Origin of the sequence: Kitasatospora sp. CB01950, from assembly GCF_001905465.1 — a bacterium.
Taxonomy (GTDB): domain Bacteria; phylum Actinomycetota; class Actinomycetes; order Streptomycetales; family Streptomycetaceae; genus Kitasatospora.
Genome location: NZ_LISX01000003.1, coordinates 154541 through 168634, shown reverse-complemented (window position 1 = coordinate 168634; position 14094 = coordinate 154541). Strand labels below are relative to the sequence as shown.

Below are 14094 nucleotides of genomic sequence, written 5' to 3'. Positions count from 1 at the left end.
CGACGCCGGAGGCCTGGTCACGGGCCGTCCCGGGATCGGGCGGTGGTGTCGGAGGTGATCGTTAGGGTTCCCTCCGAGTGGCCGGACGATCATGGCGGCCGCACGGATTCATCGGGTTTCTGGAGGGGCAGTGCGGCGCTGGGAGCTGGTCGGCGACGGTTCGGCGAAGTTCTGGGAGGCGGTGGCCGACGGCGCGTCCGTGCAGGTCCGCTACGGCCGGATCGGCACCGCGGGACGCGTTCAGGTGAAGGACCTCGCGGACCCGGCCGCCGCGGAGGCGCACCTCGCGAAGCTGATCGCCGAGAAGGAGCGCAAGGGCTACCGCGAGGCCTCCGCCGCCGACGCCCCGCCGGCCGGGCCCGCCCTCGAAGCCTCCGTCGCGCCCAGCGTCGAAACCGCCGTCGAGACCGCCGTGGAGCCCGCCGTGGAGCCCCTCACCGGGAACCCCGAGGAGACCGACGACGCCGAGACCGACGACGCCGAGTTCGCCGAACTCCCGGACGAGGACGCCTTCGTGCTGCCGACGTCCTGGTACCCGCTGGTGGTGCCGCGCCGCGGTGGCGGCGTGCCGGTCGGGCCGCCCCGGCCGGTGGTGGACGCTGCGGCCGCCGCGGAGCGGGAGTCGCTGCGGATCGCGAAGAACGAGACCCGGATCGAGGAGGTGCTCGCGGGCTCGCATTCGGAGGCGCGCCTGGTGCGGGCCGCCCGGGCGCACCTGGCGGGGATGCCGGACGCGATCGGGGCGGCGACGGTCGCGGCGATGCTGCGCGAGACCTGGCAGAAGGGCGGCTTCCAGGAGGTGCTGGACTCCTGGATCGCCCGCTTCGGCCTGGGTTTCGCGGCCCGCGCCACGGTGACCGCCTTCGAGTTCGACGAGGGCGCTGCCCGCCCCAGCCCGTACCGGGCCGCCCTGGTCACGGACGGCCCGAACTACCGGGACCCGCGCGCGGCGGAGTTCGCGTTCGGTCTGGCGCAGGGCGTGCGGCGGGCGCTGGCATCGGCCGAGGAGGACGAATACCGTTCCGTGCTGGCCGAGTTGGCGTCGATCCGGACGACGTGGGCGCGCCAGGTGGTGACGGCGTTCCTCGCGCCGGAGGTGCCGGGCTGGGTGGACGAGTGCCTGGCCGACCCGCGAAAGTACCGTCAGGACAGCGATCTGCACCGTTCCCTGCTGTTGCACTCGGTGGGCACGGCTGCGCAGGTCGACCTGCTCCGGCAGCACCGGGTGCGGGCCTGGACCGAGTGGACGCCGGTCCAGTTGGCCACCCTCGCGGACGGGGTGGGCATGGCGTGCGTGCCGCTGTTCGGGCACGCCCTGGGGGCCCAGTACGACAACGACCGGGTGCGTGAACTGGCGTTGCTGATCGCCGAGTTCCCCGGTGACGAGGCGTTCCGGGTACTGCTCGACCGGATCTCCGTCCGGCATGTCCGGCCCGCCCTGCTGCGCGCGATGCGGCGCTTCCCGGTGCGTGCGGTGCGGTTGTTGGCGGAGTTCGCGCGGCAGCGGGTCGGCGCGGAGGCCGCGGGTGCACGGCAGTTGCTGGTGAGCCAACTCGGCGTGCTCCGCGCGCAGTTGCCCGAGGTGCTGGCCCGACTCGACGCCGACACCGCCGAGTTCGTCGGCTCGCTGGTCGACCCGCGGCAGCAACTCCCGGAGGCGGCGGCGTCCGCGCTCCCCGAGCTGCTCGCCGCACCGCCGTGGACGCGTCCGCGCCCCGCCCGCAAGGCGAAGGTGCTGACCGGCGTCACCGTCGAGGACGAACCCGAACTCGTATGGCTTCCGGGCGAGTTGGAGAGTTGGAGCGTCGGCAGGCAGTCCCCGTGGGCGTTCGGCCCGGACTACGACTGGGCCGCCGAGATGGAGATCCGGCTGCGGGGTTCTGGCGGCCTCTGGTACGGCGCGGTGCTGCTGGCGCAGGGCCCGGCCGAGCTCGCCCGCCCGTACCTGGCCGAGTGGCGGCCGGGCGAGTACTGGAACGCGGCGGAGTCCCTGCGACCGGTGGTGGCCCGGTTCGGACTGGACGCGCTGCCGTTGCTGCACGCGGGGGCGGCGGCGCAGCCCGGGCATGTGGTGCCGCTGCTGCTGCCGTTCCGTGACGCCACTGTCGCGGGGGTGATGGCGGATGCCCTGATGCGTCTCAAGTCGCAGCGGGCGTCGGCTCGTTCGTGGTTCGCGCGGCACGGTGTGGCGGGTGCACTGCTGCTGGTGCCGAACGCGGTCGGCAAGGCCGGGCGGGCCCGGCAGGCCGCGGAGAACGCGCTGCGGCTGGTCGCAGCGCAGCAGGGCGCGGATGTGCTGCTGGATACGGTGCGGGACCGTTTCGGCGAGGCGGTGGCGGCCGTGGTGGCCTCGGCGTTGAACGCGGATCCGCTGGTCAACGCGCTGCCCGCGCGGATGCCGGAGTTCCCGGACTGGCTGCCGCTCGGTGCGTTGCCGCAGTTGGTGCTGCGTTCGGGCGAGGCGTTGCCGCGGTCGGCGGTGCGGCAGGTGGTCACGATGATGGCGCTGTCGAAGCTGCGTGACCCGTATCCGGGTCTGCCGCTGGTGGCGGAGCTGCTGCGGCCGGAGTCGGCGGCGGAGTTCGGGTGGGCGTTGTTCGAGGAGTGGCGGCAGGCGGGGATGCCCGCGGCGGACAGTTGGGCGCTGTTCGTGCTGGGCGAGTGGGGCGACGACGGGACGGCGCGCCGGCTGGCGCCGGTGTTGCGGGAGTGGCCGGGCGCGGGTGCGCACCACCGGGCGGTGGAGGGCCTGGAGGTGTTGGCGGCGATCGGCAGTGACGTCGCGCTGATGCAGTTGCAGGGCATTGCGCAGCGCGTGAAGTTCAAGGCGTTGAAGGTGCGGGCGCAGGAGAAGGTCGCGGAGATCGCGGAGGCTCTGGGCCTGACGGGCGAGCAGCTCGCGGACCGGCTGGTGCCCGAGCTCGGTCTGGACACGGACGGCACCACGGTCGTCGACTACGGCGCCCGGACGTTCACGGTCGGCTTCGACGAGCAGTTGCGGCCGTTCGTACTGGACGCGGACGGCAAGCGCCGCAAGGATCTGCCGGTGCCGGGTGCCGCGGACGATCCGGAGCTCGCGGCGGCCGAGCGCAAACGTTTCTCCGCGTTGAAGAAGGAGGTCCGGGCGCTGGCTTCGGACCAGATTCACCGTCTTGAGGCCGCGATGGTCGCCGAGCGGACGTGGACGGCGGCCGAGTTCGGGACTCTGCTGGTCGGGCATCCGCTGCTCCGGCACCTGGTGCGGCGGTTCGTCTGGAGCACGGCGGAAACCGCTTTCCGTGTCGTCGGGGACCGCGGCTTCGCCGACGTTCACGACAACGCGTTCGCCCTCCCCGACGACGCCGTCGTCCGTCTCGTGCACCCGTTGCGCCTCGGCGATGACCTTGCGGCCTGGGCGGAGCTGTTCGCGGGCCACGGGCTGCTGCAGCCGTTCCGTCAGCTCGGCCGGCCGACGGCCGCGTTGACGGCGGAGGAGGCGGCGGGGCACCGGCTGCACCGTTTCGAGGGGGCGAAGGTGCCGGTGGGCCGCCTGCTGGGCCTGACCAAGCGCGGCTGGCAGCGCGGCACGCCCGAGGACGCGGGGGTGGAGCGCTGGTTCCACAAGCCGCTGCCGAACGGCCGGCATCTGGTGATCGCCCTCGAACCGGGCATCTGGGTCGGTGTGGTGACGGAGTTCCCGGAGCAGACCTTCGGCACGGTGTGGCTGGACACTCGGGCGCACGACTACTGGCCGGGCCGTGGCCACCACGAGCGGTTCGCCGATCTGGGCGCCGTCACGGCCTCCGAACTCCTCGCCGACCTGGAGGAGCTGACGGCGGACTGAGCGCCCCCGGCTCTGGCCTCGGCGCAGGTCGCCGACAGAGAATGATCACTGTCGGCGGAAACTGACCGAGGGGAGCGCGAGCGTGGACGAGGACCGGACGGCCGGGCCGGAGGTCGCGAGCGACGCGGCGTGCGAACGCATCCGGGCGAGCTTCGACCGGCAGGGCCTAATGTCCCACCTGGGTGCCCGGATCACCCACATCGGCCCCGGCCGCGTCCACCTCGCGCCGCCCTCCCGTCCGGAGGTGTCCCAGCAGCACGGCTATGTCCACGCCGGGGCGACCAGTGCGATCGCCGACACCGCGGGCGGCTACGCGGCGCTGACGGTGTTCCCGGAGGGCAGCGAGGTCCTCACCGTCGAGTACAAGATCAACCTGCTCGCGCCGGCCCTCGGCGACCACCTGGAGGCGATCGGCGTCGTCGTGCGGTCCGGCCGGACGCTGACGGTGCGCCAACTCGAGGTCCACGGCGTCCGGGAGGGCGACGGCCCGCGCAGGCTCGTCGCGACCGGCCAGCAGACACTGATCCGCCTGGACGCCGCCGCGCAGTGACCCGCCCGCAAACCGACCGCCGCCGTTCAAGAGAGAGGCCGTTCACGTGAGTTCACCCCACGAGCCGCACCCTGCCGAGCCGCACGGCGACGCGCCGGGCACGGTTTCGAACGAGGCCCCCAGCGAGGCGTTCCGCGCCGAGGCCGAGGAGGTGCGGCGGTTCTGGGGCGGGCTCGGGCTGCCGGGCCTGATCGACGTCCACACCCACTTCATGCCGGAACAGGTACTGCGCAAGGTCTGGGCGTACTTCGACGCCAACGGGCCGCTGGTCGGCGGCCTGGCCTGGCCGATCGCCTACCGCACCGAGGAGGCCGAACGTACCGCCGTACTGCGGGAGTTCGGCGTCCGGGCGTTCACCTCGATGCTCTACCCGCACAAGCCGGGCATGGCCCGCTGGCTGAACGACTGGGCCGTCGAATTCGCCCGCCGCACCCCGGACTGCCTGCACACCGCCACCCTCTACCCCGAGCCCGACACCGGCGAGTACGTCCGCGAAGCCCTCGACGCCGGCGCCCGGGTCTTCAAGGCGCACGTGCAGGTCGGCGACTACGACCCGGCGGACGAGCAACTCCGTTCGGCGTGGGGCATGTTGGCGGAGGCGGGCGTCCCGGTGGTGATGCACTGCGGCTCCGGCCCGGCCCCCGGCCGGTTCACCGGCCCCGAGTCGGCCGCCCGAGTGCTCGCCCAGCATCCCCAACTCCGGCTGATTGTCGCCCACTTGGGCATGCCCGAGTACGAGGCGTTCCTCGACCTCGGCGAGCGCTACCCACAGGTCCACCTCGACACCACCATGGCGTTCACCGACTTCACCGAGAGCTTCATGCCCTTCCCCCGGCCCGCCCTCCCCCGCCTCGCCGACCTCGGCGACCGCGTCCTGCTCGGCACCGACTTCCCCAACATCCCCTACCCCTACCTGCACCAACTCCAAGCCCTGGAACGGCTGGACCTCGGCCCCGACTGGCTCCGGGCGGTCTGTCACGACAACGCCACGAAGCTCTTCAACCTCTGACCGCCCCAACCCCCACCGGGCCGCATGACCCCGCCGGCAGGTCGGCCCAGGGCCTCCGCCAGCAGGCACCCGGCCCTCCGGAGCCGCGGAACGGCGGCGGACCGGGCGGTCAGGTGACGGACAGCCACCGACCACCCGTCCAGGAGGTGCGGCCGGCCCCGCCCCGGCGACTGGTTCACCTCAGCCACCACCACCGCTTCGCCGACGACCACCGCGCCTTCCTGGCCGCCGGCGAGGGTCTGTAAAAAGAACGGTGTAACTCCCGATCAAGGAAGTAGCACCTGATGACAGACGTGACCGTCTCGGCCGAGGCCGTGGAGGCCGCACGGCCGGCGGCGTTGCAGCCGGACGCCCTGGACGACCAGTTGATCGGGCAACTGGTCGACCGGGCCCGCGCAAGCGGGCTCCAGCTCACCGGCGCCGGAGGCCTGCTCCAGCAGCTGACGAAGAAGCTCCTCGAATCCGCCCTCGAAGGCGAGATGACCGACCACCTCGGTTACGAGAAGCACGATCCGGCCGGGGCCGGCAGCGGCAACTCCCGTAACGGCATCCGCTCGAAGACTGTGCTGACCGAGGTCGGCCCGGTCGAGATCGACGTTCCCCGCGACCGCGAGGGCTCGTTCGAACCACAGCTCGTCCGCAAGCGCCAGCGGCGCCTGTCCGGGGTCGACGAGATGGTGCTCTCGCTGTCCGCCCGCGGCCTGACACACGGTGAGATCTCCGCTCACCTGTCCGACGTCTACGGCGCGGAGGTGTCGAAGCAGACGATCTCAACGATCACCGACCAGGTCGTCGAGGGCATGTCCGAGTGGCAGAACCGCCCGCTCGACCCGGTCTATCCGGTGGTGTTCATCGACTGCGTGCACGTGAAGCTCCGCGACGGCCAGGTCGCCAACCGGCCGATCTACGTGGCGCTCGCGGTCACCGTCGAAGGCACGAGGGAGATCCTCGGGCTCTGGGCCGGTGACGGCGGAGAGGGCGCCAAGTACTGGCTGCACGTGCTCACCGAGATCAAGAACCGCGGCGTCGCCGACGTCTGCATGGTCGTCTGCGACGGGCTCAAGGGCCTGCCGGACGCGATCGCCGCGGTCTGGCCGCAGGCCGTCACCCAGACCTGCATCGTCCACCTGATCCGGGCCTCGTTCCGCTATGCGGCCAGGCAGGACTGGGACAAGATCTCGCGTGCCCTCAAGCCCGTCTACACGGCGCCGACCGAGGACGCCGCGCTGGAGCGGTTCGTGGAGTTCGCCGAGGTCTGGGGGAAGAAGTACCCGGCGATCGTGCGGCTCTGGGAGAACGCCTGGGCGGAGTTCGTGCCGTTCCTAAGCTTCGACGTCGAGGTCCGGCGGGTCATCTGCACCACGAACGCGATCGAGTCCGTGAACGCGCGGATCCGCAAGGCCGTCCGTTCGCGCGGGCACTTCCCGAACGAGCAGGCGGCTCTGAAGTGCGTCTACATGGCGATCATGTCCCTCGACCCGACCGGGGCCTGCCGCAAACGCTGGATGACCCGCTGGAAGGCCGCACTTAACGCCTTCGAGATCGCCTTCGACGGCCGACTCGCCGCTGGCCGCCGCTAACTCAACCCACCCGAGTTACACCGTTCAATGGACAGACCCGCCGGCGAACGTCGGCGTCAGGCCGGGTGTTCGTCGGCGGTCGGCCAGGTGTGGAGGGCGGCGAGGTCGAGGACGAGGGCGGCGATGTTCCAGGCGTCGTCCTCGCCGCGGTGGTGGCGGCCTTCGAGGGGGAGGCCGGCGATGTCGAGGGCCTGGGCCATGCCGGGGCGTTTGCGGAGGCCGTGGGCGTCGGTGAAGACGGCTTTGGCGTTGGTGTGGTGGCGGCCGAAGGGGTAGGGGGTGCGGGTGGCCCGGCACTGGCGGGTGAACTGGTGGCGGTCGTAGTCGCCCCAGCTGGTCCATGGGCGGGTGCCGGCGTGGTGTTCGGTCGCCAGCAGGCGGCAGGCGGCGGCGAAGGGGAGGCCGCGGTCGACCTCGGGCTGGGTGAGGCCGGTCAGTTCGGTGCAGAACGCGCTGACCCGGGAGCGGGCGGGCCGTACCAGGATGCGGTGGCGGGCGACCCGCGAGCCGGCCTGGAGGTCGACGACGGTCAGGCCGATCTCGATGATCTCGCTGACCGCGCCGGGCGGCGGGGAGCCGTCCCAGCACGTCGCTTCGACGTCGACGACGTTGACGAGGTGCTCGGCCCGGATGCTGTCCATGGCGGGAAGCGTAGGGAGACCCGACGGCCGCGGCACCCGGTTTTTCGGGGCGCAGCCCGGGCGGGCCGCTCGGTCCGAGCGGCCCGCCCGCGAACCCGCACCGCAAGTCGGCGCAGGGTCAGGCCAGTTCGCGCAGCAGTCGCTCCTCTTCCGCCGCACTGAGCCCCTCGCTGCCGGCGGCCGGGCCACCGCGGGCGGTGTCCCAGGCGAGGGTGTCGACGATTGTCTCGCCGAGCGGACGGAGCGTCAGGCCCGCGGCCAGCGCGCGCGAGACGTCGACGCGGTTGATCGCCGTGCACGCGGGGTCGGCGATCCACATCGGGACGCCCATCCACGGGTCGAGGCCGGCGTTCAGCAGCTTCTCGCTGCTCAGCCAGACCGGCTCCGCGGACGGGTTGACCAGCGCCCGGCAGGTGGCGAAGAACTCGCCGAACGGCAGGGTGCGGCCGGTGACGTTGTGGATGCCGGCGCGCTGCGCGGTGACGCAGCCGAGGATCCACGCCGCCAGGTCGCGGACGTCGATGAACTGGGCGGGGTCGCCCGGGTCGCCCGGCAGCAGCACCCGGCCGCCGCGCCGGAAGCGTCGCGGCCAGTACGGGAACCGGTCGGTCGTGTCGTACGGTCCGACGATCATGCCGGGCCGGACGACGGCGGCCCGCTCGCCGTACGCGTCCAGCACGATCCGCTCGCACGCGGCCTTGCGGGCGCCGTACAGCTGGTGCGGCAGCACGTTCTCGTCGAGGACGAGCACCTCGCCGTCCTCGTCCTGCACGGTGGACTGATCGGCGAGGACCGACAGCGAGGAGACGAAGACGTACCGCCCCACGCTCCCGCCCAGGGCGGTCACCGAACGGCGGACCACCTCGGGCTCGTAGCCCGCGACGTCGACCGCGGCGTCCCAGTGCCGGCCGTGGAGCGCGGACAGGTCGGCGGTGCGGTCGCCGACGACGGTCTCGACCTCGGCCTCGGGGAAGAGATCGGGCGCGGTGCGGCCGCGGTTGAACAGCGTCACCTGGTGCCCCTCGGCCAGTGCGGCCTCGACGAGGGTGCGACCCACGAAACGCGTGCCGCCCAGCACGAGCAGGCTCAGCGGGCGGGGGGTTGTGCTCTGCATGGTGGAAAGACTCCGGAGGTGTGAGGCGGTCCGGGCCACCGGCGGCGAAAGCCGGCTCAGTCGGCGACCCGGTCGGGTACGTGACGGAACTCGCTCCCGGCAGCCATAACCTCACCCCCTCCGACGATCCGCCGACGCAAGCCCTGCGCCGCACCAGCACCGCACCGGCGCCGCATTGGCGCTGCACCGGCACTGCACCGGCGCCGCATTGGCGCTGCACCGGCGCGGGCGAACCTAGCAGAGAACGATCACGGCCGTCGGGCGCCCGGGCGCAGCAGCAGGTCGACCACGCCCGTGAGGTCCTCCTCCCCACTTCCCCCGCCGAGCCGACGCCGCATCAACTCGAAGTAGGGCGCGATCAGTTCGGGGCTGACGCCCTGCTGTTCGGCGGTGGCGAGGAAGGTCGGGGTGCCCGCGACCTGCATGGCGAGCGGGGAGGTGACGTTCTTGGTGTAGTCGCCGGTGCGGAGGTGTTCGGCGGTCTGGTGGACGGAGGGCGCCATGGCGGCGAGCCAGTCGGCGAGCAGGGGGGCGAAGGCGGTGGGGTCGATGTCCTCGGTGCGGATCAGGGCGAAGGCGTGCGCCGCGCCCGCGAACATGCCGTACATGGCGCTGAGCAGGGCGATGTCGTGGAGGGCGGCGAAGCCTGGGTCCTCGCCGGTCCAGGTGGCGGCGAGCGGGACGGCGAGGGCGGGGCGGTGCTGCTCGAACGGGTCGGGTGCGCCGCTGTACAGGACGTAGCCGCCGGCCTGGGGGATGCCGACCATCGGCGGGACGGCCATGATGCCGCCGTCGAGGTAGCGGGCCCCGCGCTGCCGGGCCCAGACGGCGCGTTCGCGGGCCTGGGCGGGGGTGCCGGTGGTGAGGTTGACGAGGTCGCGGCCGGTCAGGTCGGCGTCGGCGAGGACGTCGCCGACGGTGGCGTCGTCCAGCAGGCAGACGACGACCAGGGGGTTCACGGCGACGGCCTCGGCGGCGGTGGCGGCGACGGTCGCGCCTTCGGCGGCGAGGGCCTCGGCGCGGGCGGGGGTGCGGTTCCAGACGGTCAGCGGGTGCCCGGCGGCGAGCCAGGCGCGGGCCAGCGCGGTGCCCATCGCGCCGAGGCCGAGCAGCGTGACGGGGGCCTTCCCGGCGGGGACCCCGGCGGCGGCGTGCTCGACAACGGTGTGCTCGACAGCGGAGTGCTCGACAACGGTGTGCTCAACGGCGGAGTGATCGGTAGCAGTGTGCTCAACAGCGGTGTGTGCCATGACGATTAGGCTGGTCCAGGGCCCGGGAGTGATCAAGTACGCACTTTGCGGTGGGTGCTTACCCCGGGGTGAGTGAGCAGGTCGGAAGGGTGGTGGGGCGATGACGACGGTGAACCGGCCGGGTACGCCGGAGGGGCACGTCTGCGGGATCGACAGCGCGATGGAGGTGATCGGCGGCAAGTGGAAGGTGCTGGTGCTGTGGGCGCTGCACGAGCAACCGTGCCGCCGTTTCGGGGAGTTGCGCCGTCTGCTGCCGGGGGTCACGGAGAAGGTGCTGGCGTCGCACCTGCGGGAGCTGGAGGCGGACGGCGTGGTGCGCCGGGTCTCGTACGAGGAGGTGCCGCCCCGGGTGGAGTACTCGCTGACGGAGGACGGCCTGCGCCTCAACGACGCGCTCCGGCCGCTGGCCGCCTGGGCCCGCGAACGGCAGTCCCGCACCGCGCGCGCCCAGCCCCGACAGCCCTGACAGCCCTGACACCCCTGACAGCCCTGAGGCGCTCGCCCGCCGGGCCCCGGTCAGTGGCCCAGCGGAACCGTCCAGTTGAGCGCGGTGCCGCCGCCGGACGGGGTGGTGACGGTGAGCGAGCCCCCGAGGGCGTGGGCGCGTTCCTCCAGGTTGCGCAGGCCGCTGCGGCGGCCCTGGGCGGGGATGCCGACGCCGTCGTCCTGGACGGTGAGGGCGACCTGGCTGCCGGTGGCCTGGAGGACGACCTCGACGCGGCCGGCCTTGGCGTGGCGGGCGGCGTTGCTGAGCGCCTCGCCGAGGACGGCGACCAGGTGGTCGGCGACGGCGGGCGGCACGTCGGTGTCGAGCAGGCCCTCCATGCTGAGGCGGGGGGCGAAGCCGAGCGCCGAGTGGGCCTCCTCGACGACGTGGACGGCGCGGGCGCGCAGGCCCTGGCCGGCGCCGGCCTCGCGGACCCGCAGGCCGAAGATCGTCGATCGGATGATCTTGATGGTCTCGTCCAGGTCGCCGACGGCCCGCAGCACCCGGTCCGAGGCCCCTGGGTGGTCGATGAACCGGGACGCGCTCTGCAGCGTCATGCCGGTCGCGAACAGCCGCTGGATGGCCAGGTCGTGCAGGTCGCGGGCGATCCGGTCGCGGTCCTCCAGGACGGCCAACTGCTCGGCGTCGCGCCGCCGTTCGGCGAGTTCCAGGGCCAGCGCGGCCTGGTCGGCGAAGGCCAGCAGCGGGTCGATCTCGCGCTCGGTGAACTCCGGTTCGCCGCTTGCCCGCACCAGCAGCAGCACGCCCTCGGTGTGGCCCTCGGCACGGCCCAGCGGCACCGCGACGGCCGGGCCGAGGCCCGCGTAGCGGTCCGCCCGGACGGGGAAGCGCGGGTCCTCGGCGAGGTGGTGGGAGGTCACCGGCGCGCCCTGCACGCAGGCCGCACCCGAGATGGTGCCCTCCAGCGGGACGTTCGCGCCGACCCGGCCGGTGAGGTCGCCGCCGAGCGAGAGCTCCATGTGCAGGCCGCTGCCGGCGGGCAGCACGGTGAGCACGTCGGCCTGCTGGGCGCCGCTGATGTCGCAGGCCCGCTGGGCGATCAGCTCGACCACCTGGGTGCGTGAACTGCCGGACAGCAGGCGGCGGTTGATCTCGGCGGTGGCGGTCAGCCAGCGCTGCCGGCGCTGCGCCTCCTCGTACAGGCGGGCGTTGTCGATGGCGACGCCCGCGGCGACGGCGAGGGTGGCGATCACCGATTCGTCGTCGTCGTCGAACCCGGCGGCGCCGCGCTTGTCGGTCAGGTAGATGTTGCCGAACACCTCGTCGCGGACCCGGACCGGCAGGCCCAGGAAGGTGCGCATCTCGGGGTGGTGGGCGGGGCAGCCGGTGGACGCGGGGTGCTGGGTGAGGTCGTCCAGGCGCAGCGGTTCGGGGCGGCGGATGAGTTCGCCGAGCAGGCCCTTGCCGGTCGGGTAGGGGCCGATCTTCGCGATTTCCGCTTCGTTCAGGCCGACGGTGAGGAACTGCGAGAGGGTGTCGCCGTCGGGGCCGATCACGCCGAGTGCGGCGTACTTGGCGTCGGCGAGGACGGCAGCCGCCTCGACGATCCGGCGCAGCACCTGAGTGAGTTCGAGTTCGCGGCCGACCGAGAGGACGGCTTCGAGCAGGCTGTGCACCCGGTCGCGGGTGCCTCGGGCCACGTCGATCCGGGCCTGCAGTTCGGCCAGCAGTTCGTCCAGCCGGAGCTGGGGAAGCCGCGACCGCGGTTCCTCCTCGCGCACTGCGTTCCTCCTCGTCGTTCGCCCTTGATCGCCGCCCGATTCTCGCAGACCGGGCGGCGGGGGTGGACCGACGGGGTGGTCGGAAGCGTCACAAAGGGGCAGGTAAGGGGCAGCGCGGTGGCGGAGAAGGGGGCGGGGCGGGCATTCTGGCGGGTCAGGCGTAGGCCGGCGAGCGTGCGGTGCGGACGGCGAGGGCCGCCAGTGCCTCGGGTGCGCCGGGTTGGTGGCGGATGCCGGGGAAGGCGTTGACGTCGACGGCGATCGGTCCGTCGGGGCCGGGCAGCAGGTCGATGCCGTACACGTCGAGGCCGAAGGCGGGGCCGGCGGCGAGGGCGAGGGCGCGTTCGTCGGGGCCGGGTGTCCAGGGGCGGCGGGCGGGGCCGCCGGGGTGGAGTTCGGAGCGGCGCTGTTCGGCGAAGAGCTGCCCGTCGACGACCCAGAGTTTGCGGTCCCAGCCGTCGCCGGCCACCGGCCGTTGGACGATCACCGGCTCGTCGGCCCACCGCGCGGCGAGCTCCTGCCACTGTGCGGCGGTGTCGGCGCGGGCCACCAGGTCGCCGCGCCGGCTGTGCCGGCTCTTGACCACCGCCGGTCCGTCCCAGGCGAGTTGGCCGAGGACGCCGCGGGCCGCGGTGGCGGCGAACGGGATGCCGGCACCACGGGCCTGGCGTTCCATGGCGGCGCGGTCCTGGCAGAACGCGGTGGCGGCCGAGGAGTTGAGCACGGGCGTGCCCGACTCCTCGTAGCGGCGGGCGAGTTCGAGCGCGTCCGCGGTGCGCGCCTTGAGCAGCAGCAGGTCGGCCGGCTGCCCGGCGTCGACCGTCAAGTGGCCCTGGGCGGCGAGGAGTCGGCGGGTGGCGGCGAGCAGCGGGTGGTGCGGGTCGCGGGCCAGCACGGCGATGCGCAGCGCGTTCATCGGGCGGCCGGGGCGGGGGTGAGCAGGGAGCCGGCGCCGGGGGTCGGCCAGGACGAGCCGGTGCGGGCGAGGCGGACCACCGCGTCGGCCACCCGCTCGACGGCGCGCGGGACTTGGCGGAAACTCGGGAAGTCGTTGATGTCGACGACGGTGGGTCCGTCCGGTCCGAGCAGCACGTCCAGGCCGTACAGGTCGAGGCCGAACACCTCGCCCACCTGGGCGGCGAGCGCGGCGACTTCGCGCGGCAGCGGGACGGGCCGTTCGGTGGCGGGCCGGTGCGGGTGCAGCGGCGAGGTGCGCTGGGTGGCGAAGAACTCGCCGCCCGCGCAGTACACCTTCAGGTCGAGCCCGTCGTTGGCGACGTACGGCTGCGCGATCAGCAGCCCGCCGGCCTCGGGGGCTCCCAACTCGGCGAGCTGGGAAGGGCGTTCGACCAGGTGGACGGCGCGCCCGGAGGAGCCGTCGGCGGGCTTGACGACCAGCGGGTAGTGCCGCTCGGGTATCGCGGCGAACGCGGCCGGGTCGGCGGCGGCCCAGGTGCGCGGCATCGGCAGGCCGTGCAGGGCGGCGACCACGGCGGTCTGCGCCTTGTCGCGGACCGGCCGGATCGCCCGGGCGTCGTTGACGGTGGTCAGGCCGGCCGCGGCGGCGGACTCCAGCAGGCCGAGTCCGGGCCCGCCGGAGACGGTCTTCAGCACCCACGCGTCGTGCGTGCCGCCGCTCAACAGCCGCGCGAGGTCGATTAGTTCGGCGCCGGGACGCAGTACGTCCACTCGGTGGCCGGCCGCCCGCAGATGGTGGACCACCTCCAGCGGCATCCCGTCGTGGCGGTAGTGCTCCTCGACCAGGAAGCAGAACCTCATCTGTGCCCACCCATTCCCCTCTGTCCCCCGTGCGCGTGCCGTGGGGCCGTTCGCATCTGTCCACCCTGTCACGGATCTTCGAACGGAAATCGCCCAGGGTGTCCGGGAACGGCCACAGA

At 73.2% G+C, this 14094-nt stretch carries 12 protein-coding genes; 6 read left to right on the top strand and 6 right to left on the bottom strand.

The window, feature by feature from the left end:
- The first annotated feature begins 130 nt into the window (after positions 1 to 130).
- The 5 genes from AMK19_RS09380 (at position 131) to AMK19_RS09365 (ending at position 6962) form a co-directional block, all read left to right on the top strand.
- The gene (locus tag AMK19_RS09380) at positions 131 to 3823 is read left to right on the top strand and encodes a WGR and DUF4132 domain-containing protein (protein WP_158071879.1); all 3693 of its coding nucleotides are present in this window, start codon (positions 131 to 133) and stop codon (positions 3821 to 3823) included.
- 169 nt (positions 3824 to 3992) lie between these two features.
- A complete protein-coding gene (locus tag AMK19_RS09375; protein ID WP_143200168.1) occupies positions 3993 to 4373 on the top strand; it encodes a PaaI family thioesterase in 381 nt (126 codons plus the stop codon).
- Between the two features lie 46 nt (positions 4374 to 4419).
- Positions 4420 to 5382 (top strand): amidohydrolase family protein, encoded by a 963-nt coding sequence (locus tag AMK19_RS09370; RefSeq protein WP_073810019.1) that lies wholly within the window; start codon positions 4420 to 4422, stop codon positions 5380 to 5382.
- A gap of 113 nt (positions 5383 to 5495) precedes the next feature.
- Positions 5496 to 5627, top strand: coding sequence for a hypothetical protein (locus AMK19_RS38000; RefSeq protein WP_274536961.1), 132 nt, complete (start codon positions 5496 to 5498; stop codon positions 5625 to 5627).
- Between the two features lie 39 nt (positions 5628 to 5666).
- A complete protein-coding gene (locus AMK19_RS09365) occupies positions 5667 to 6962 on the top strand; it encodes an IS256 family transposase (protein WP_073810017.1) in 1296 nt (431 codons plus the stop codon).
- Positions 6963 to 7018: 56 nt separating this feature from the next.
- On the opposite strand, the gene AMK19_RS09360 is transcribed toward AMK19_RS09365, so the two are convergent.
- The 3 genes from AMK19_RS09360 to AMK19_RS09350 all read right to left on the bottom strand — a co-directional run bounded on the left by AMK19_RS09360 (position 7019) and on the right by AMK19_RS09350 (position 9967).
- Entirely contained in the window at positions 7019 to 7603 is a 585-nt protein-coding gene (locus AMK19_RS09360; protein ID WP_073810014.1) for a 3'-5' exonuclease, read from the bottom strand.
- 118 nt (positions 7604 to 7721) lie between these two features.
- Entirely contained in the window at positions 7722 to 8717 is a 996-nt protein-coding gene (locus AMK19_RS09355; RefSeq protein ID WP_073810013.1) for an NAD-dependent epimerase/dehydratase family protein, read from the bottom strand.
- Between the two features lie 248 nt (positions 8718 to 8965).
- Complete coding sequence (locus AMK19_RS09350) at positions 8966 to 9967, bottom strand: imine reductase family protein (protein ID WP_083646623.1); 1002 nt, start codon at positions 9965 to 9967, stop codon at positions 8966 to 8968.
- A gap of 100 nt (positions 9968 to 10067) precedes the next feature.
- Between AMK19_RS09350 and AMK19_RS09345 the strand changes: the two genes are divergently transcribed.
- Entirely contained in the window at positions 10068 to 10433 is a 366-nt protein-coding gene (locus AMK19_RS09345) for a winged helix-turn-helix transcriptional regulator (RefSeq protein ID WP_073810010.1), read from the top strand.
- Between the two features lie 50 nt (positions 10434 to 10483).
- Here the strand turns inward: AMK19_RS09345 and AMK19_RS09340 are convergent, their stop codons facing one another.
- The 3 genes from AMK19_RS09340 to AMK19_RS09330 form a co-directional block, all read right to left on the bottom strand.
- A complete protein-coding gene (locus AMK19_RS09340; RefSeq protein WP_073810008.1) occupies positions 10484 to 12196 on the bottom strand; it encodes a sensor histidine kinase in 1713 nt (570 codons plus the stop codon).
- Between the two features lie 154 nt (positions 12197 to 12350).
- On the bottom strand, positions 12351 to 13112 hold the full coding sequence (locus tag AMK19_RS09335; protein WP_338015775.1) for an ATP-grasp domain-containing protein: 762 nt from the start codon (positions 13110 to 13112) through the stop codon (positions 12351 to 12353).
- The gene (locus tag AMK19_RS09330) at positions 13109 to 13975 is read right to left on the bottom strand and encodes an ATP-grasp domain-containing protein (protein WP_073810006.1); all 867 of its coding nucleotides are present in this window, start codon (positions 13973 to 13975) and stop codon (positions 13109 to 13111) included. Before AMK19_RS09330 ends, AMK19_RS09335 begins: the two co-directional genes overlap by 4 nt.
- Positions 13976 to 14094 lie beyond the last annotated feature (119 nt).